Source organism: Schaalia sp. 19OD2882 (genome assembly GCF_018986735.1).
In the GTDB taxonomy this organism is placed as follows: Bacteria; Actinomycetota; Actinomycetes; order Actinomycetales; family Actinomycetaceae; genus Pauljensenia.
Genome location: NZ_CP065521.1, coordinates 1,592,268 through 1,610,373 on the forward strand (window position 1 = coordinate 1,592,268; position 18,106 = coordinate 1,610,373).

Consider the following 18,106-nt stretch of genomic DNA (forward strand, 5'->3'; position numbering starts at 1 on the left):
CGCAGTCCTGCACAATGGGACCATGCGCCCAGTGGATCCCAGATTGTTGAGGTATGCCCGCTCGGCGCGTACCCACATCGCCTTCCAGGCTCTGCTGGGCACGGTCACGGCCGGCCTGGTCATCTCCCAGGCCGTCCTGATCGCCTCCGTCCTGTCCCCCCTCGTCCAGGGCACCGCCACCCTGCCCGACCTCGCCACCCGCCTGGCCGCCCTCGTCGCCGTCGTGTCCGCACGGGCACTCGTCGTCGCCTGGCGGGAGGCCACCTCGAACCGGGCGGCCGAACACACCATCCGCGAATTGCGCGCCGCAGTCATCGACCATGCGATTGCACTGGGGCCCCGCTGGCGCGCCCGCCACGGAGCCGACACCGCCACGCTGGTCACCCGCGGACTGGACGACCTGACCCCCTGGTTCGTGCGATTCCTGCCGCAACTGGTCCTGGTGTGCACCGTCACCCCCTTGGCATTGGCGACGATCCTGTGGCTCGACCCAGTTTCTGCGGTGGTCGCCGCCGTGGTGGTGCCACTGATCCCGGTCTTCATGATCCTGGTCGGACGCTTCACCGAGAAGTCGTCCTCCGCGCGGCTGGTGGCCATGCAACGCCTGTCCTCACAGTTGCTGGACCTGCTGGCGGGACTGCCCACCCTGCGCGGACTGCACAGGCAGCGTGGCCCGGAGACCCACCTGGCCCGCTTGGGCCGTCAGAACACGGCGACCACCATGGCGACCCTGCGTGTGGCATTCCTGTCCGGCGCGGTCCTGGAGTTCCTCGCCACCTTGTCCGTGGCCCTGGTGGCCGTCGAATCCGGCTTCCGCCTGGTCTACGGGCACATCGACCTGTTCACCGGTCTTGCCGTCATCATGCTGGCCCCCGAGGTCTTCGAACCCCTGCGTCAAGTCGGCACCCAGTTCCACGCCTCCGCCAATGGAGTGGCCGCCGCCCAACGCGCATTCGAGGTCCTCGAAACCCCTCTTCCCGCAGGGCACGGCTCCTGCCCTGCTGAACCGTGCCTCCACGCACCCGAAGCGGGACGCACGACGATCCTTTGCGAGCAACTGTCGGTGGCTGCCCGCGGAGTGTGGGCACCGGCCGACCTGGAGGCGACGATCCGTCCCGGGCGTCTCACGGCCCTGGTCGGTCCCTCCGGCGGCGGCAAGTCCACGACCATGGCCTGCCTGCTCGGTCTGACCAGACCCACACGTGGGCGCATCCTCTTGCAGGACGAGGACGGGACCCGCGTGGACCTGGCGGAGGTCGACCCGACCACGTGGTGGTCGCAACTCGCGTGGATCCCCCAGTCCCCCGTTCTGGTCCCCGGGACACTGCGTGACAACCTGCCGGCAGACGCCACCGACGGGGACCTGGACCGCGCTGCCCGGGCGACCGGCTTCGACGAGGTCCTGGCTGGCCTTCCCCACGGGTGGGACTCGCCCGTCGGCCGGGGAGGGGTCGGCCTGTCCGTCGGTCAGCGTCAACGACTGGCCCTTGTCGCCGCATTGGTGGGCGAGGCCCCACTGGTCTTCCTCGACGAGCCCACCGCGCACCTGGACGCCGTCAGTGAAGAGGTCGTCACTTCCACCCTGGAGGCTTTGCGCGCCCAGGGACGCACCCTGGTGGTCATCGCCCACCGTGAGTCCTTGGTGGCCCTGGCAGATGAGGTCATCGAGGTCCACCCGCGCAGGGCCGGCGAGCAGGAGGTCGCCGCACACCCCGAACTTGCCGCCGCCGACGCACTTGAGGCCATTGACATCCACGCGCCGCAACTCCTGGACCCGAAGGCGGCCGAGCCCCCACCCGCGACCCGCCGTGACGACACGGAAGGAGGCCGCGTGTGAGCACACAGTCCCCTCCCCTGTTCCTCACCCGCGACGAGCGCAAGGCCCTGGCCCGGGTCCTGCACCTGCTTGCCGTCGACAAGGCGAACCTGGCTCTGTCGGTCCTCATCGGCTGCCTGGGCATGGGCTCGGCCATCGCATTGGGAGCCACCTCCGCCTGGCTCATCGCCAAGGCCTCACAGCATCCGCCGGTTCTTGAACTCTCCGTGGCCGCCACTGCCGTGCGCACCTTCGGTGTCGCACGCGCCATCATGCGTTACCTCCAGCGAGTGGCCAGCCACAAGGTTGCCCTGTTGGGGATGGACAATTTGCGCCAAGGCATCTACGCCCACCTGTCACGCGGGCGGGCCGAACACCTCGTCTCACTCACCCGGGGGGACATCCTGGCGCGCGCCGGAGCCGATGTGGACGACGTGGGCGACCTCGTCGTCAAGGCCGTCCTTCCTGCCATGACGACGAGCATCCTGGCGCTGGCCAGTGTCCTGGGCATCGCGCTGGTCTCCCCCGAGGCGGCACTCGTCCTTGCCCTGTGCCTGTTGACCAGCGGCCTGGTGGCTCCATTGCTGTCCATGAGGGCCACCCGCATGGCCCAGACGGTGTCGGCCCGGGCGCGCGCCGACCTGTCGGAGCACAGCCTGACGATCCTCGAAGGCGCCTCCCACCTGCAGGTCGCCGGGCGCCTGTCAGAGGCGCGTGCCGCCCTGTCCGACGCCGAGGACAGGGTGCTGGACGGGGCCGCCCGCAGCGCGCGGGTCATGGGCCTTGCACAGGGAGTCGACCGCTTCGCCAGCGGCGCTGCCGTGGTCGGTGCCCTCGTGGTCGCCGGACCGGATGTGGCCTCCGGTACGCTTGCGGCACTCGCATTGGCCGTCGTGGTCCTCACCCCATTGGCGGCCTTCGAAGGGACCTCGGAAATGGGGATGGCCGCCGCCCAGCTGGTGCGCTCCGCCAAGGCGGCTGTGCGCATCGACGAACTCCTGGGACCCGAAGAGCACCGAGCTGACGACGCCGAAGGGGCCCCCGTCGCAGACACCGGCACAACTCTTGCGGACAAGCCCGGCCCCGCCCTCGTCGACAAGGCCGACCCGGATGCTGACCTGACCGCGGACGAGGACGCAGGTGAAACCGCGATCGCCGGCCTCGGCGCCCCCGCACTGCACGCCGTGGACCTGGCCATCGGCTGGCCCGACGGTCCGCTCCTCGTCGAAGGGATCGACGTGGACCTGGCCCCCGGCAGGCGCGTCGCCGTGGTCGGACCGTCAGGCATCGGCAAGACGACGCTGCTCATGACCCTTGCGGGGATCATTCCCCCCAAGTCCGGGCGCCTCAGTGGCGCCGGCCCGCAGGTGAGTGTCACCGCGGAGGACGCCCACGTCTTCGCCACCACCGTCCTGGAGAACATCCGCGTGGCGCGCGCCGACGTCACCGAGGAGGAGGCACTGCAACTGCTCGCCCGGGTGGGCCTCGGACACTGGGTCGAACACCTGCCCCAAGGAGTCCACACCCTGCTCGGCTCCGGCTCCACCACCGTCTCGGGCGGCGAACGCCGACGCCTCCTCATGGCGCGCGCCCTGGCCTCCCCCTGCCCCATCGTCCTCCTGGACGAGGCCGGGGAACACCTCGACCCGGCCACTGCCGACGCCCTCGTCGCCACGCTGCTGGCGCCCGACCCGGATCTCGCCGTCCTGCTGGTCACCCACCGTCTGAGCGCCCTGGAGGAAGCGGATGACATCATCGTCCTGGACCGTCCCGATCCCGCCCGTCCCGCGTGCGTCGTGGCACGCGGACGCCACGAGGACCTCCTGGCCGCCCACCCCACCTACCGCAACGCCCTGGACAAGGAGAAGCCGTGAAGGATTCCACCGACTTCAAACTGCTCGAGGCAGCACTGGACCTCACCTCGAACCTTGACCTGCAACGGGCCCTGCGGCTTTTCGTCCAGCAGGCATGCCAACTCACCGAGGCGCGAAACGGGACCCTGGCGGTTCTGGACACGTGGGGTGAGACGGTCATGGAACTGACCCACGGTGACCAGCGCCCCTCCCCTGGTGTCGGGCACCGCCTGGCCGACGAGATCCCCCCGAGCGGCCACCTCATCCTCAACGACATGACCGACGTCGAAGGGGCGGGCCGCACCGAGAACTTCCTCGGCGCCCCGGTCCTGGTCCACGAGAGGGTCTACGCGCGCCTCTACCTCACCGACAAATTCGGGGGATTCGACGAGGACGACGCCACCATCGTGCGCACCCTTGCCGGGGCGGCCGGCGTGGCCGTGGAGAACGCGGAGCTCTACTCCGATGCGCGCAGACGCGAACGATGGATCGCCGCCTCCCAGTCACTGACCACCACCATGCTCGAAGGCACCGACGAGGAAGAAGCCTTGGTCCTCATTGCGCAGACGGTGCGTGAGGTGGCCGGCGCCGACGCCGCCATCATCGTCCTTCCCTCGGTGGGAGACACGTGGGCGGCGGAGATCACCGAAGGGCATGACGCCGACAAGTTGCTGGGCGCCGTCTTCCCGCCGGAGGGGCGGGCCATGCAGGTGCTGGCCGAAGGCACGGGCCTCATCGTCGACTCCTTGGCGCGCGCCCAATCGCTGCGAGTGCCGGCCCTGGGAGTCTTCGGGCCCGCCCTCTACGCCCCCCTGCGGGCCAGGGGCCAGTCCTTGGGGGTCCTCATCCTGCTGCGCGTCGTCGGTGGCGCCGAGTTCGACTCCTCCGAACTGGCTCTGGCGGAGTCACTTGCCACGCAGGCCACTTTGGCCCTGGAGCTCGCCTCGGCCAAACATGCCGAGGACGTGGCGGTCCTGTTGGACGAACGCGATCGCATCGGCCGCGACTTGCACGACTTCGCCATCCAGCAGCTCTTCGCCACCGGCATGCGCCTGGACGCCGCCAAGCAGAAGGTCTGCGCAGGCGACGAGGACCCGAAGGGCATCCTGGACGCCCTGGACCATTCGTTGGCCGGGATCGACGACGCCGTGCGTCAGATCCGCGCCATCGTCCACGACCTGCGGGAACCCGATCGCACGGTGGGTCTTGTCGAACGCTTGCGTCGCGAATCCTCCCTGTCGCGCTCTTTCCTGGGCTTCGCACCGTCACTGGTCCTGTCCCTGGACGGGCGGACGATCACCGAGGACTCCGAGGACTGGTCGGACACCGTCCTGGACTTCGAGGGGCGAGTCGACGCCGGCCTGGCCGACGACGTGGTCGCCGTGGTCCGTGAGGGGCTGTCGAACATTGCCCGCCACGCCAAGGCCACAGCCGGCCAGGTGCAGGTCGACCTGGTGGGCCGCGAACAGGACGGGCGCATCCAGGTTTCGGTGGCTGACGACGGGCGGGGCATCGACCCGAACAGGACCCGCAACTCCGGTCTGTCGAACATGAAGGGCAGGGCCGCCCTGCACGGTGGCAGCTTCGAACTGGGCAGTGGCATCGGCGGGCGCGGAACCCGCATCACGTGGACGGCGCCCCTGGCCTGAGGGGCCCGTCACCGGCCTCGGCCGTCGACCTCGTCAATGGCACCTCGGGACCGGATTCGACGGAGTTCGTCATCGCGACTCCTCAAGCCCGCCAACGGTCCGGCGCCGCCTCGGCCGACAGCGAAGGATTGCGGCGTCAGTTCCTCCAGGCGGCGGCGCGCTGGCCGGCCACCCACGCGGCAACCTGCGTGCGCCGCTGCAGACCCATCTTCGACAGCAGTGACGTGATGTGGTTCTTCACGGTCTTTTCCGCCACACCCAACTTTTCGCCGATCTCACGGTTGGACAGGCCGTCGCCGATGAGTTCGAGAACCTTGCGCTCCGAGGGTGTCAGGTCTGCGGTCGGGTCGTCATGGTCGGCGCGGCGGCGGGTCAGGGTGCGGTCGTCCAAGAGGATCCTCCCCTCGGCCACGGCCTTGATGACGTCAGTGATCTCCGCGCCGCGCACGGTTTTGAGCAGGTAGGCGCGGGCCCCCTTGTCGAGGGACTCCGCCAGGGCCTCGTCGTCGTCGAAAGAAGTGAGCACCACGGGAAGGATCTCCGGGTTGGTCAGACGCAGGGCCTCCATGATGTCGATGCCGGTGCCGTCGGGCAGCTGCAGGTCGACCAGGATCACGTCGGGGCGGACCAGGCCCGCACGTCGCAGGGCGTCCTTGACGGTGCCGGCCTCGGCGACGACCTCGAGGAGTTCGTCGCGGTCGACGATCTCGGCGATGCCGCGGCGGACGATCTCGTGGTCATCGACGATCATCACTCGGACAAGGGAGTTCTTCTGCTCACTCACGCACACCATTCTAGTGGAAGCGGGACCTGTGTCCCTTTTCCATCCGATCGTCTCTGAGTCGCCCGAAGCGAGGCATCTGCCGGCGCAAGGCCTCAGATGCCGGTCGGCTCGGCCTCCAGGGCGGCCACGGCATCCGCAGCAGCAGCGAACTCCGCATGTTTCTTGGAAGCCCCCTCTCCTCGGCCCAGGCAGCTGGCCCCCGCGAAGGCCCGCGCAGTGTAGTGCCGTGCATGGTCGGGTCCTTCACCCTCGACCTCGTAGCTCACCTCACCCAAGGAGCGCGCGGCGGCGATCTCCAGAAGGACGGTCTTGAAATCCCTGGCCGCCCCGGCCACGGCGGACTTGATGAGCAGTGGCCCCACGTGGCGCAGGACCACCTGGCGGGTCACATCCAGGCCGTGAGTGAGATAGGTGGCGCCGATGAGGGCTTCGAAGGTGTCCGACAGGATCGAATCCTTGTCGGCACCGCCCGTGCGCGATTCCCCCTTGCCCAGTCGCACGAAGTCACCCAGACCGATGGCGCGGGCGGCACGCGCCAGAGGCTCCTGCGAGACGCTCGCGGCCCTCATGCGCGACAGGTCGGATTCGGGCAGGTCCGGATGGTCGATGAAGAGGCGCTCCGTGGCGACGATGGACAGGACGGAGTCTCCGAGGAACTCCAAGCGTTCATTGTTCGGCACCCCACCGGCCTCATTGGCCCAAGAACGGTGGACCAACGCCAGCGCCAGCAGATCGGGGTCGACTTCCGCGCCCCAAGCGTCGATGAGCTTGGACGTGTCGGTCTCGACAGGTTCGGGCAGACGGGACTTGCGGGCCATCACTGGTCCTGGCCCGAAGCGGCCCGGCCCGCGTGGCCGCAAACATCATCGGTGTCGGCACCGGCATCGCCGGGCGCAGCGTCACGGTCGCCGTCAGCCAGTCCCGCATCCTGCAGCAGAACGGCCAAGCCGGCCAGGCGCGGATCGATGCTCACATGCTGGTGGTCGGCCGGCAGGTCCACCCATTTCTCGCCGCACCCTTGGCACAGGCCCTCACAGTCGGGTGAGCACAAGGGACGGTCCTCGACCAAGGTGACCACGCAATCGCGCACCAGCCCTTCGAGGTCGATCGTGTCATGAGGGCCGATGAACTGGACTTCTTCCGCCTCGTCCTCCTCGCCCATCGGGTCGTGGGAGCCGGCGGCTCGGGCGGCAGGCGAGTCGGCGTCGAAGTAGACTTCGGCGGCGTCGATCCTGTGGTGGCGCACCACAGGGTCCAGGCAGCGCACGCACTGCCCCACCAGGTCGACCTCCGTGCGCAGGCGCACCAGGACCCTGTTGTCGACGGAGGTGAACTCGACGTCGAGGGGTAGGGCCCGGCCCGGAGGCGCTGCCATGGATGGGGTGCCCAGGTCCTCCGGAACCGTCCAGTCGACCTGGGCCTGCTTTCGCGAGCCCAACTGGCGCGGCAGGTCCACGAGGGAGAAGCTCAGGGCAGTCTCACTCATCGTCGAGAGTCACATTCGTACGGTCCACGCCGGTGCGATCAGCAATGGCGCGGCGCCCGGCGTCGGTGCGTCGCTGGAGGTCGCCGAGCAGCTTCGAGAGTTCGGCCAAGGACTTCGCCGCGTAGTCGTCCGCGCCCGAGCGCAGTTGCGCGTCGGCCCGGCGCGCTTCGGCGACGAGTTGCTGGGCGCGTTCCTTCGCCATGATCGTGATGTTCTCGGCCGAGACCAAGCGTTCCGCCTGGACATTGGCGTCCTGAAGGATCTCTTCGGCCTCGCGCTTGGCCTCTTCACGGACCCGCTGGGCGTCCTGCTCCGCGTGGATCAACGTGGTCTCGGCCTTCTCGGTCGCGTCGGCAACCAAGTGCTCAGCTTTGTCCCGGGCCTCGTCCAAGGTGGTGCGGGCGCGAGTGTTGGCCTCGGCGATGGTGACCTCTGCGGCCGAGTCCGCACGCCCGAGCACCGCGTCGGCGTCCGCGACCACCGCGTCCGCCTGGACGAGGTCGTCGGGCAGGGCCTCACGGGCCTGGTCGATGAGATCCAGCAGCTCGGCCTTGTTGACCATGATGGCTGCGGACAGCGGCACGGCGCGGGCCGCATGCACGAGGTCCTCGATGCTGTCGAGGGCGGCGATGACGGTTGAGGGTCCGTACACGGACTGCTCGTCCCATTCGTGCTCGTCTGTCTCAGCCATGGAGTCCTCCCACCTCGGTACGCCTGTCGGGCCCATTGTCCCCCACAAGTTCCACAACCGGACCGGGAACATACCGGGAGACGTCCAATCCCCACCGCAACAATTCGCGTACGACGGAGGAGGACACGTGCGAAAGCTCTCCGCGGGTCGGCAGCCACACGGTCTCCGGCCCTCCAAGATCCCGGTTCACAGCCGCCTGGGTGGACTCCCATGTCACGTCCGCCCCGTCGCGGACCCCCTTGACCACCATGTCGGCCCCGACCTGCGAGCAAAGATCCACCAGCAAAGCGTCCATGGCGACCACCTCCACTCCCGCCAGGTGCCCTGTGGCGGCGCGCACCATCCGCATGCGCTTCTCGACGTCGAAAAGGGGCGTTTTCGCCGAGTTGACTCCCACAGCCACCACCAGGCGGTCACAGAAGGTCAGCGCACGCTCGGCCAGGTCCAGGTGTCCCACGGTGAAGGGGTCGAATGACCCGGGCAGTACGGCAGTTGTCATGATGTGGCCTCCAATGGGGGCCCGGCGAACCAGACGGCGGTTTCTCCCCACGTGCTGCGATCCTCGAGTTTCAGGTGGGTCGGCCACGTGGGTTCGGGCGAGCGGGTGGAGCGTTCGACGGCCACCAAGGAATCCGGCGTCAACCACGGCCCCAGGGCCTCCAGGACGGCGGCCAGTTCGTCCTCACCCACGTCGTAGGGTGGATCGACCAGGACGAGGCCGCACTGCCCGCCAAGAAGCGCCGCGCCCCCGCGAGAGGCAAGGAAAGTGCGCACGTCCTGGACGTGGACGCGTGCGGGAAGGCCCAAGGATCGGACGTTCTCGGCAAGCAGGGCGGCTGCCGGCCTGGACTTCTCGACGAGGTCGGCCTGCGCCGCCCCGCGCGAGAGCGCCTCCAGCCCCAGGGCCCCCGATCCGGCGTACAGGTCCAACACCACGGCCCCGTCGACCAGGCCCCAGTTGTCCAAGCGGGCGAAAAGTGCCTCGCGAACCCTCTCGGAGGTGGGGCGCGTGCCCTTGGCCGGCACCTTGAGGGTGCGTCCCTTGGCGCTTCCGGCGACGATCCGAGTCATGCCCCAAGGGTACGTCGTGGCCGCACGTCAGCCGCGTTCCATCCAGACAAGGTCCTCACCACCCAAGGCCCGCACCTCCGCCAGGAGCTGCGGGTGGGCGGACAGGGTCGGGTCCTCCTCCAGCAACAGGGCGGCCTCCTCACGTGCGCTTTTGATGAGGTCCGCGTCGCGTTGGACACGCAGGAAACGCAAGCCGCTGGAGCGGCCCGACTGTTCGGCGCCCAGCACGTCGCCTTCACGTCGCAGGCGCAAGTCGGCCTCGGCCAGTTCGAATCCGTCGGTCGAGGCCGCGAAGGCGGTCAGTCTTTCCAGGGACTCTCCCGCCAAACTGCTGCGGTGCACGGCCATGCAGATGCTCGGCCTGCTTCCCCGTCCCACGCGCCCACGCAGCTGGTGCAACTGGGACAGACCGAATTGCTGCGCATCCAGGATCACCATCATCGTCGCCTCAGGCACGTCCACCCCGACCTCAATGACCGTCGTGGCCACCAGGACCGGAGTACGTCCCGCTGCGAAATCGCCCATGATCTGGGCCTTGAGGGCCGACGGCGTACGTCCGGTCAGCTCGTGGACGGCCAGGCCCGCCAAGGCGGGCAGGTCACGCACGGTGGCGGCCACGGCTCTGACCGAAGCCAGTGGCACCCGACCCGCAGCGCGCCCGGCTGGCGGCACTTCCTCGCCCTCCACCGGCTCAACGGGGTCGTCCTCGTCAATGCGCGGACACACGACGTACACGCGCCCGCCTGCGTCGACCTCCTCGCGGGCCCGTGCCCACAGGCGTTGCATCCACGCGGCGTTCCCGGCGTCCACCAAGTGGGTGGACACGGGCGTGCGTCCAGGCGGAAGGCCCCTCATGCGGGTCTCGTCCAGGTCACCGAAGACGGTCATGGCGACCGTGCGTGGAATCGGCGTGGCCGTCATGACCAGCTGGTGTGCCACTCCCGAGGCCGATGCGGTGCGCAGTTTGTCGCGCTGGGCGACGCCGAAACGGTGTTGTTCGTCGACGACGACCAGGGCAAGGTCGGCGAAGGAGACCTCCTCCTGGAGCAGGGCGTGGGTGCCCACCAGAATCAGTGGGTCCCCGGAGTCCAGGCGTGCCAGCAATTCGCGGCGCCGCAGGCCCGTCGTCGACGAGGTCAGCAGCTCCACGTCGACACGTGTCTGCGGATCCGCCTCCATGGGGGTCAGGAGTTTCCTCAAAGAGGTCAGGTGTTGTTCGGCCAGGACCTCGGTGGGCGCCAGGAGCGCACCCTGGTGTCCGGCGCCGACCACCTGGACCAGGCCCGCCAGCGCCACGAGGGTCTTTCCTGCGCCCACGTCGGCCTGAAGAAGCCGCTGCATGGGTTGGGTGCCTTCCAACTCTGCGCCGATGGCACCCACGGCCTTGCTCTGGGCAGGTGTCATCTCGAAGGGCAGGTTCTCCAGCAGAGCCTCCAGGGGGCGGTTGCCCGCGCGTCGGCTGGCCGGTGCACAGTGCGAGCGGGCGTCCCGGCGGGCAAGGCCCAGCGCACTCTGCAGGACCCAGGCCTCCTCCCACGCGAGAGCCCTTCGGGCAGCCCGGTACTGGGAGTCGCTTTCGGGCCGGTGCAGCCAGTGCAGGGCCTGCATGCGCGTGGGCAGGTCGTGGCGGGCACGCACCTCGGGCGGCAGAGGGTCGGGTACGGCGCCCTCGTCAAGACCGTCCAGCAACATGCCGACGGCGCGCTGCACCACCCATGTCGTCACCCCGGAGCCCGCGGGGTAGATCGGGATCGGTCTTTCGGCCGCGCGGCGCGCCTCTTCCGCATCCCCCTCAGCGCCCTCGAACTGCGGGTGGGTCAGTTGCAGGTGGCCGCGGTAGGAGCCCACCTTGCCGGCGAAGAGGAACTGCTCACCGACCCTCAACAGTTTCTGGTGGACGGCGAGCTTCCACTGGGTGGAGCCGAAGAAGGCGGCCTGCATGACATCGGTGCCGTCGGTCAGGGCGACCTCCAGGCGCACGCCGCCCCTGGAGCGGTTTGCGACGAGCCGTTGGGAAAGGACCTCTGCCAACAAGGTGACCTCTTCACCTTCGCGCAGGGCCCTCATGGGGGTCAGGCGCCCCCAGTGGTAGTAGCGTCTGGGCGCAGTGCGCAGCAGGTCGCCGACGCTGCGGTACCCGGCGCCTTCGAGCTTCTTCGCCGTGTTCTTCGGCAGGCGCAGGTCCAGGGGAACGTCCAGGGGATTCATCGAAGCCCCTGGAGCAGGCCCGCACCCGGGCCCATGCCGTCAAGGACTTCGAGGTTCACCCACTGCGACCATCCCTCGGAGCTGGCCAGCACCTGTCTGGCCACGGGGTCCAAAAGCTCGTCACTGTCGCGTGCCAACAGCAACCTGAGGGTCCGGATCTGCCCATCGCGGAGTTCCTCCATGGCTCCCGGCACAGTGACCTCGGGTGGTCCGGGGGCGATTTCGACGACGCGGGATCCGGCCAGCGCATGGGCGCTGGCTTCCGACAGGACGGTGCGCACCAGGGGCGCCACGGCGGGTCCACCCGGTTGGGGGACGAAAACGGGGGCGCAGGCCCGCACGAGGACCAGGACGGACAGTTCGTCCCGGCAGGTGGCGACAAGGGCGTCGATGTCGCGCTCCGCCAGTCGTGCGCTGGCAGCTGCGGCCAGGCGGGCCGAGGCCTCGTCGCAGGGGATGAACAGGGCGACGCCGGTGGAGGAGGACTCGGCGACGGTCACGAGGGCGTCGCGGTCCTCCGGAGTCGGGTCGAGCAGGACGACGGCGCCCGAACGGGCGAAGTCTTCGACCAGTCCCGGAGCGCGCGTGCAGGCCGCCACCGTGGCCCGGTGGATCCGTGTGCGTGCGCGCCGTTCCAGCAGGCGGATGCCGCGGTGGGTGACGCCGTCCGACAAGGCGTCTTCGCCAATGGCCTCGTCAGGTCGGGCATCACTGACCTGGAATCGCAGGGTTCTGCCTCGCCTGGGCCGGACTGCCAAGGGGGCCGAGGTGTCCACGTGGATGCGCCAGGTGCCCATGCCGAAGAAGTCGGCGCGGCCCACCAACGACCAGTGGGCGCCCACCGCGTCGAGGGTGGCGGTCAGGGCGCGAACGTCCTCGTCCATTCCTTGCAGGAGGATGTCGACGGTGAAGTCGCGTCCGGGGCGTGGGGAGGCTCCACGCGGTGCAGGCTTGTCGTCCCGGTTTGCCAGGTCGGCGAGCATCTGGGCGAGGACTTCGAGCATTTCGCTGTCCTTGCGGGTGGCAGCGTCCAGGCAGGCGGCGAAACAGACAAGGACGGCGGCGCCGGCGTCGATGCGGCCGGTGGCCGAGTGGGTCGCTTCGACAAGACCGCACTGGGCCTGGGTGTTGAAGGTGGTGACGACCTCGTGGACGTCGAAGACGGTCGGCCCCAAGGATTCCAGCTCTGAAGCGGCCTCGGTCAGGACCGCGATGACCGGCGCCGCCCAAGGGCCGGTTTCAGAGGCGAGGGTGGAAGACCCTGTGAGCATGCGGCGCACTGCGAGCGGAGTCAGCGCGGAAGGAGAGTCCGCGTAGGCGTCGGTGTCCGCCCCTTCGAGGCCGTCCGCCCATGCGGCCATGAGCTGGGTCAGCAGGACTCCGACGTGTCCGGAGCCGCGGCGCACCCCCGCATCCACTGCGGCTTCCAGAACTCCCTGGACCGTGGGGGCGGGGGCGGCCTCGCATTCCTCGGCCATGGCCCGAAGGGTCAGCAGTGCATTGGCGCCGGTGTCACAGTCGCCCCTCCCCCAGCCGTCGAGGTCGTCGATGAAGGCGGCGAGCCTGGACAGTTCGTCCGCGCAGGTGCGCACGGCTCGGATCATCGTCGGCGCGTCGAGTGGCACGAATTCGTCTCCCACGGTGTCGTTCCTGCCCGTCGAACCGGGCGGGCGCGGCCCGGGTGGGGCCGCCTGTCCATTGTCCGTATCCGTCGGGGCTGTGTGCCACCTGACACGCGACGGGGGTCTGCGAGAGTTGGTGGCCCGTGAGTGATCCGGTATTCTTGTCGGGTTGCCTGCGGGGGCCCTCCCCCGCCGGGCCGGTCCTGAAGGGACTGAGCCCGTCCATTCGATCGAGGAGAACATCGTGGCTGCCGTTTGTGACGTGTGCGGTAAGGGCCCCGGCTTCGGCAAGAGCGTGTCGCACTCGCACGTGCGCACCAACCGCCGGTGGAACCCGAACATTCAGCGTGTGCGCGCCGTTGTGGGTGGAACCCCGCGGCGTCTGAACGTGTGCACCAAGTGCCTGAAGTCCGACAAGGTCGTGCGTCCCGCCTGAAACACCGACGTCGGCATTCCGACACTTGCCCGAGGGGCTCGCCAAGTGGCGGGCCCCTCTCCCATTTCCCAGTGCCCGCTACCTGCGACCACGACGGGCACCAACCCCCTGCACACGCCTGTGCCCGGTCAACACCAGCACGATCCGCACACAATGCTGTGGGCACACCGATACGCGATTCGTCGAAAAGTCCACGATTCCGCCACTTCCACCAGCCGAAGGAGGCCTCGCCAGCCCGCATTGTGTGCGGGTTCAGGGGGTGAGTACTGCAAGCACTGGTCGCGTGAACCAGACCCGGCCCACCCTTTCCATCCCAAGCGGGATGAGCTGCGCCCCGCCCTCGTCCTCAGCTGCCGCCCGTGAAGTGGTCCCATCCGCCGCGGACCTCGGTGCCGCCCACCCGACAGCACGGGGCCAGCCCCGGCCCGGCAGCTCCCACCCACCCGATCTGGCGGAAGGGGGCCGGCAGTACCGCCTCCGGCGGGAAAGCCGCCAGCAGCGCGTGATCCTCGCCGCCGTGAAGCACCCACGTCATCGGGTCGACCGAGCACACACGTCCTGGACCACGCAGTGCCGACACATCGGGCGCCAACAGCAAGGGGTCGACCTCGACGACCACTCCGGACGCCAACGCCATCCGTCTGCCGTCCACCGCCAGACCATCGGAGATGTCCATCATGGCATGCGCACCCCGCGCCGCAGCCACAGGACCGGCCTCCAGAGGCGGCTCAGGAGCCCGGTGGATGCGCAGAGCCTCCGCCAGGTCGTCCAGGACCACGTCATCGCGCACCACAGGGTCCACGTACCCGCCTTGCAACAGGGCGAGTCCTGCGGCCGAGCGGCCCAGAGTTCCCGCCACCGCCAACATGTCGCCGGGCTGGGCGCCTGATCGGGTGAGGGGAGCCCCATCGACCCACCCCATGGCGGTCACCGAGATCACGAGGGAGTCCCCTGAGGACAGGTCGCCTCCGACCACACCAGCACCGGCACGCCGGGCCCTTTCACCAAAGCCCGCAACCAGAGCCAGCAGCCAGTCCAGGTCCGTGTGGCCCGGCAGTACCAGGGAAACCACCATGGAACTCGTGCGCCCACCCATCGCAGCCACATCCGCAAGGTTCTGGGCGGCGGCTCGTTCACCGATCTGGTCGGGCGAGGACCAGCGGGGGTCGAAGTGCCTGCCTTCGACCAGGACGTCAGTGGTCACCAGAAAGGACCCTTCCGGAGCTGCGACGAGCGCACAATCGTCACCACTGCCCAGCAGGGTCCTGTCCCCAGTGGGCAGCAGGCGGCGGAAATGGGCGATGAGCTGGGACTCGTCGAGGTCGCGCACGCGGGTCATGGGCCAAGCCTAGACACTCACGCTCGACTGCGTCGGACCACCTGCGAGGCGAAGAAGCACATGGCGGCGGCGGAGGCGACGTTCAGCGATTCGGCGGCGCCGGTCATGTCGATGCGCACCAGCAGGTCGCAGGCATCCATCTCGGCCCGGGAAAGTCCCTTGGCCTCGTTGCCGAAGACCCACGCGTGGGTCCGGGTCAGCCACCCCCGGGACTCCAGGGCCCCAGACAACATCAGAGCGTCGAGGTCCTGGGAGGCATCTCCCCCGCTGGTGCCCAGCAGCACCGCCTGACGCTCCCGCAGGGCGGCTGCGGCCTCGTCGAAAGTCCGGAAGCCGATGACAGGCACGTGGAAGACGGATCCGGCGGAGGCGCGCACCACCTTGGGGCTGCGCACGTCCACTGTGCCCGCCACGGTGAGCACCGCGGCGGCGCCCATGGCGTCGGCGGTGCGGATGATGGTGCCGACGTTGCCGGGATCACGGCCTTGGGCGAGCAGGGCGAGGGTCACGCCCTCCGGGAGGTCTTCCGGCATGGTGTCCCGGACGGCGTCGAAAGTGGCTGCGGCCAGGACTCCTTGGGCGTCGGGCGACATGGCGCGGGCCACCTCGTCAGTGGTGGGGTGCACCCAGCGGGTGACCGAGTGCGCAAGGTCCGCGAGGTCGGGGTCGAGGGCGGCGGCGCGGTGCCCCATGTAGATGTCGCGGACGGTGTCCGGGCGGTGTGTGAGAAGTTCGCGCACGGCCTGCGGACCTTCGACAAGGATCAGTCCGTGGCGTTCACGCGCCGAACGCCCGCTCAGTCCTGCCACCTTGCGCACGCGTTCGGCGTGGGGGTTGGCGAGGACGGGCGGGCGTTCGTGGTGAGTCTGCACCTGTGCTTCAGGCCTTGGGGGCGTTGACGTCGGCGGGCAGCGCCTTGCGGGCGACCTCGACGAGGGCGTTGAAGGCGGCGATGTCGTTGACGGCCAGCTCGGCCAGCATGCGACGGTCGACCTCGACACCGGCCAGGCCCAGCCCCTGGATCAGGCGGTTGTAGGTCAGGCCCTGGGCGCGGGAGGCGGCGTTGATTCGCTGGATCCACAGCCGGCGGAAGTCGCCCTTGCGGGCCTTGCGGTCACGGTAGGAGTAGACGAAGGAGTGGGTCACCTGCTCCTTGGCCTTGCGGTACATGCGCGAGCGCTGGCCACGGTAACCGGAGGCCTGCTCGAGGACGGTACGACGCTTCTTCTTGGCGTTGACGGAACGCTTGACACGTGCCATTTCTCAGATCTCCTTCGTGCCTCAGATGCCCAGCATGGCCCGGACGCGCTTGACGTCCGAGGTCTCCAGGACCTGGTCGGTGGCCAAGCGACGGGTCTTGCGGCTGGACTTGTGCTCCAGCAGGTGGCGGGCGCCGGCCTGCTCGCGCATGATCTTGCCCGAGCCGGTCACGCGGAAACGCTTCTTGGCACCGGAGTGGGTCTTGTTCTTCGGCATGTTCCTGTTCCTTCTGTTCGCAGGTCCAGACGGTGGTCCGGGCCTCAGTTCTCTTCCGTGGGGGCCTTGACGGCCTCGGCCTGACGCGCCTGGTCGCGGGCGGCACGTTCGGTGCGCTTGCCCCGACGTTCCTCGCGTTCGGCCTCACGGCGCTTGCGCTGCTCGTTGAGGGCGTCAGCCTTGCGCTTGGTGGGAGCCAGCACCATGGTCATGTTGCGACCGTCCTGGCGCGGCATGGACTCGACGGTGGCCAGGTCTCCGACCTCGTCCGCAAGGCGTTGCAGCAGACGCACGCCCGCCTCGGGGCGGGACTGCTCGCGGCCGCGGAACATGATCATGACCTTGACCTTGTCGCCGGCTTCGAGGAAGCGGACCACATGGCCCTTCTTCACGCCGAAGTCGTGGTCATCGATCTTGAGGCGGAAACGAATCTCCTTGAGTTGCGTATTCGCCTGGTTGCGGCGAGCGTCACGAGCCTTCTGGGCGGCCTCGTACTTGAACTTGCCGTAGTCCATGAGTTTGGCGACCGGCGGCTTGGCGTCGGGCGCGACCTCGACCAGGTCCAGTCCGGCTTCCTCGGCCAGACGCAGCGCGTCCTCGACCCGGACGACGCCGACCTGTTCTCCTCCGGGGCCCACGAGGCGCACCTCGGGGACCCGGATCCGATCATTGATGCGAGGCTCGCTGATGGGTGGCTCCTTCCACGGTTCCGTTCCATGGCACGGAAAAGGCCTCCGTGTCACGTAGTGCGCACGAAGGCCTGCCCTCGGTCGCGCCTGCCCATGGGCATGCTCGACCGGTTCGGACCCGACCCCCTCACGATGCCTGTCGGCTCGTCTCCCAGGGCTCGGTGGCCCTGGGCGGGTGTCCAGGTGGGAGTTTCCTCCGCTTGCACTCCGGGCTGACGCCCGGTTGGTCGAAGTCAACACTAGCATCCGGGCCACTTGCCTCACCAACCACGCCCCTCTCCCCTGCCATGGACTCCCTCACATCCACGCGAGACTCGACCTCTTTCGTGTCGAGAGTCGACTTGGTGGGTGCGATGTTGCGAACGGTTCAGTGTCCTTGGAGTTCTTCGGCGGTGTCGGTCAGGGCGATGTGGAGGTGTTTGACTTCGAAGGGGGGTGTGGTTTCGACGGTTTTGAGTTTTTCGTGCAGGGTGATGGTGTGTCCGGTCCACGGGTTGGTCACGGTTGCTTGCCACCATGTGGTCAGTGTCAGGTGTGTGGACTCGATTGGCTCTTCATAGGTGTGTTGGTTGGTCATATCCGGGTAGGGGGCACCCGGGTCGTGGGAGACCACCGGGTGGCTGCCGTCGCCGAAGTCGAAGATGAACTCTTGGGCGTGGAAGGTGATGGTGACTGTTTTGCCGAGCATGTTCACCGCGTGTTCCTGGTGGGTGCGGGTGGCGTGGGCCAGTTGGGCGATGCCCACCACTGCCAGGTTCGGGGGCTGCATGACCAGCCCGGCGGGCTCGACCGTGACAGTGGCGAGCGCCCTGCGTGTGATCTGCCAGTCGGAGGGCACGAAGGGCGCATCTGCCGGCTCGGGCGGACACTGACCCCGAGCACGCCCCATGAACACCTCCTCCATCTGCTCAGGCGTGTAACACCAGAACCCAGAATGATCCACCAAATACGACGGAAGAGATTCAAATTCAGGCCCTCCAGTTGTC

Annotated in this window: 18 protein-coding genes; 4 read left to right on the forward strand and 14 right to left on the reverse strand. The window is 68.7% G+C overall.

Going from position 1 to position 18,106, the window contains the following annotated elements; all coding sequences use genetic code 11:
* Window positions 1-22 precede the first annotated feature (22 nt).
* Genes cydD through I6B53_RS07070 form a run of 3 tightly spaced genes read left to right on the forward strand, consistent with a single transcriptional unit; the run spans window position 23 to window position 5,318 of the window.
* Window positions 23-1,837: a thiol reductant ABC exporter subunit CydD gene (cydD, locus tag I6B53_RS07060; RefSeq protein ID WP_216763580.1), complete on the forward strand. Its 1,815-nt coding sequence runs from the start codon at window positions 23-25 to the stop codon at window positions 1,835-1,837.
* Window positions 1,834-3,690, forward strand: coding sequence for a thiol reductant ABC exporter subunit CydC (cydC, locus tag I6B53_RS07065; RefSeq protein ID WP_253953813.1), 1,857 nt, complete (start codon window positions 1,834-1,836; stop codon window positions 3,688-3,690). The genes cydD and cydC overlap by 4 nt, the downstream gene beginning before the upstream one ends.
* On the forward strand, window positions 3,687-5,318 hold the full coding sequence (locus I6B53_RS07070) for a GAF domain-containing protein (RefSeq protein ID WP_216763581.1): 1,632 nt from the start codon (window positions 3,687-3,689) through the stop codon (window positions 5,316-5,318). The genes cydC and I6B53_RS07070 overlap by 4 nt, the downstream gene beginning before the upstream one ends.
* A gap of 136 nt (window positions 5,319-5,454) precedes the next feature.
* On the opposite strand, the gene I6B53_RS07075 is transcribed toward I6B53_RS07070, so the two are convergent.
* From I6B53_RS07075 to I6B53_RS07110, 8 genes are all read right to left on the reverse strand, one after another.
* Window positions 5,455-6,069 (reverse strand): response regulator transcription factor, encoded by a 615-nt coding sequence (locus I6B53_RS07075; protein WP_216765396.1) that lies wholly within the window; start codon window positions 6,067-6,069, stop codon window positions 5,455-5,457.
* Between the two features lie 125 nt (window positions 6,070-6,194).
* A complete protein-coding gene (gene rnc / locus I6B53_RS07080) occupies window positions 6,195-6,920 on the reverse strand; it encodes a ribonuclease III (protein ID WP_216763582.1) in 726 nt (241 codons plus the stop codon).
* Window positions 6,920-7,588: a DUF177 domain-containing protein gene (locus I6B53_RS07085; protein ID WP_216763583.1), complete on the reverse strand. Its 669-nt coding sequence runs from the start codon at window positions 7,586-7,588 to the stop codon at window positions 6,920-6,922. Before I6B53_RS07085 ends, rnc begins: the two co-directional genes overlap by 1 nt.
* Window positions 7,581-8,279 (reverse strand): hypothetical protein, encoded by a 699-nt coding sequence (locus I6B53_RS07090; RefSeq protein ID WP_216763584.1) that lies wholly within the window; start codon window positions 8,277-8,279, stop codon window positions 7,581-7,583. Before I6B53_RS07090 ends, I6B53_RS07085 begins: the two co-directional genes overlap by 8 nt.
* The gene (coaD, locus tag I6B53_RS07095; protein ID WP_216763585.1) at window positions 8,272-8,778 is read right to left on the reverse strand and encodes a pantetheine-phosphate adenylyltransferase; all 507 of its coding nucleotides are present in this window, start codon (window positions 8,776-8,778) and stop codon (window positions 8,272-8,274) included. Before coaD ends, I6B53_RS07090 begins: the two co-directional genes overlap by 8 nt.
* Window positions 8,775-9,350, reverse strand: coding sequence for a 16S rRNA (guanine(966)-N(2))-methyltransferase RsmD (rsmD, locus tag I6B53_RS07100; RefSeq protein WP_216763586.1), 576 nt, complete (start codon window positions 9,348-9,350; stop codon window positions 8,775-8,777). The genes coaD and rsmD overlap by 4 nt, the downstream gene beginning before the upstream one ends.
* 27 nt (window positions 9,351-9,377) lie before the next feature.
* Window positions 9,378-11,558, reverse strand: coding sequence for an ATP-dependent DNA helicase RecG (locus I6B53_RS07105; RefSeq protein WP_216763587.1), 2,181 nt, complete (start codon window positions 11,556-11,558; stop codon window positions 9,378-9,380).
* Complete coding sequence (locus I6B53_RS07110) at window positions 11,555-13,198, reverse strand: DAK2 domain-containing protein (RefSeq protein WP_216763588.1); 1,644 nt, start codon at window positions 13,196-13,198, stop codon at window positions 11,555-11,557. Before I6B53_RS07110 ends, I6B53_RS07105 begins: the two co-directional genes overlap by 4 nt.
* Window positions 13,199-13,424: 226 nt before the next feature.
* Between I6B53_RS07110 and rpmB the strand changes: the two genes are divergently transcribed.
* Window positions 13,425-13,616 (forward strand): 50S ribosomal protein L28, encoded by a 192-nt coding sequence (rpmB, locus tag I6B53_RS07115; RefSeq protein ID WP_216763589.1) that lies wholly within the window; start codon window positions 13,425-13,427, stop codon window positions 13,614-13,616.
* Window positions 13,617-13,962: 346 nt separating this feature from the next.
* Here the strand turns inward: rpmB and I6B53_RS07120 are convergent, their stop codons facing one another.
* The 6 genes from I6B53_RS07120 to I6B53_RS07145 form a co-directional block, all read right to left on the reverse strand.
* Window positions 13,963-14,955, reverse strand: coding sequence for a thiamine-phosphate kinase (locus tag I6B53_RS07120; protein WP_216763590.1), 993 nt, complete (start codon window positions 14,953-14,955; stop codon window positions 13,963-13,965).
* Window positions 14,956-14,972: 17 nt separating this feature from the next.
* The gene (locus tag I6B53_RS07125; RefSeq protein ID WP_216763591.1) at window positions 14,973-15,827 is read right to left on the reverse strand and encodes an RNA methyltransferase; all 855 of its coding nucleotides are present in this window, start codon (window positions 15,825-15,827) and stop codon (window positions 14,973-14,975) included.
* Between the two features lie 7 nt (window positions 15,828-15,834).
* Window positions 15,835-16,215, reverse strand: coding sequence for a 50S ribosomal protein L20 (gene rplT, locus I6B53_RS07130; RefSeq protein WP_216763592.1), 381 nt, complete (start codon window positions 16,213-16,215; stop codon window positions 15,835-15,837).
* Window positions 16,216-16,236: 21 nt separating this feature from the next.
* Entirely contained in the window at window positions 16,237-16,431 is a 195-nt protein-coding gene (gene rpmI / locus I6B53_RS07135; RefSeq protein WP_216763593.1) for a 50S ribosomal protein L35, read from the reverse strand.
* A 44-nt stretch (window positions 16,432-16,475) separates the two neighbouring features.
* Window positions 16,476-17,174 carry a translation initiation factor IF-3 gene (infC, locus tag I6B53_RS07140; RefSeq protein WP_216763594.1) on the reverse strand — a complete coding sequence of 233 codons (699 nt, stop codon included), beginning with the start codon at window positions 17,172-17,174 and terminating at the stop codon, window positions 16,476-16,478.
* A 313-nt stretch (window positions 17,175-17,487) separates the two neighbouring features.
* On the reverse strand, window positions 17,488-18,063 hold the full coding sequence (locus I6B53_RS07145; RefSeq protein WP_216763434.1) for a hypothetical protein: 576 nt from the start codon (window positions 18,061-18,063) through the stop codon (window positions 17,488-17,490).
* Window positions 18,064-18,106: the final 43 nt, after the last annotated feature.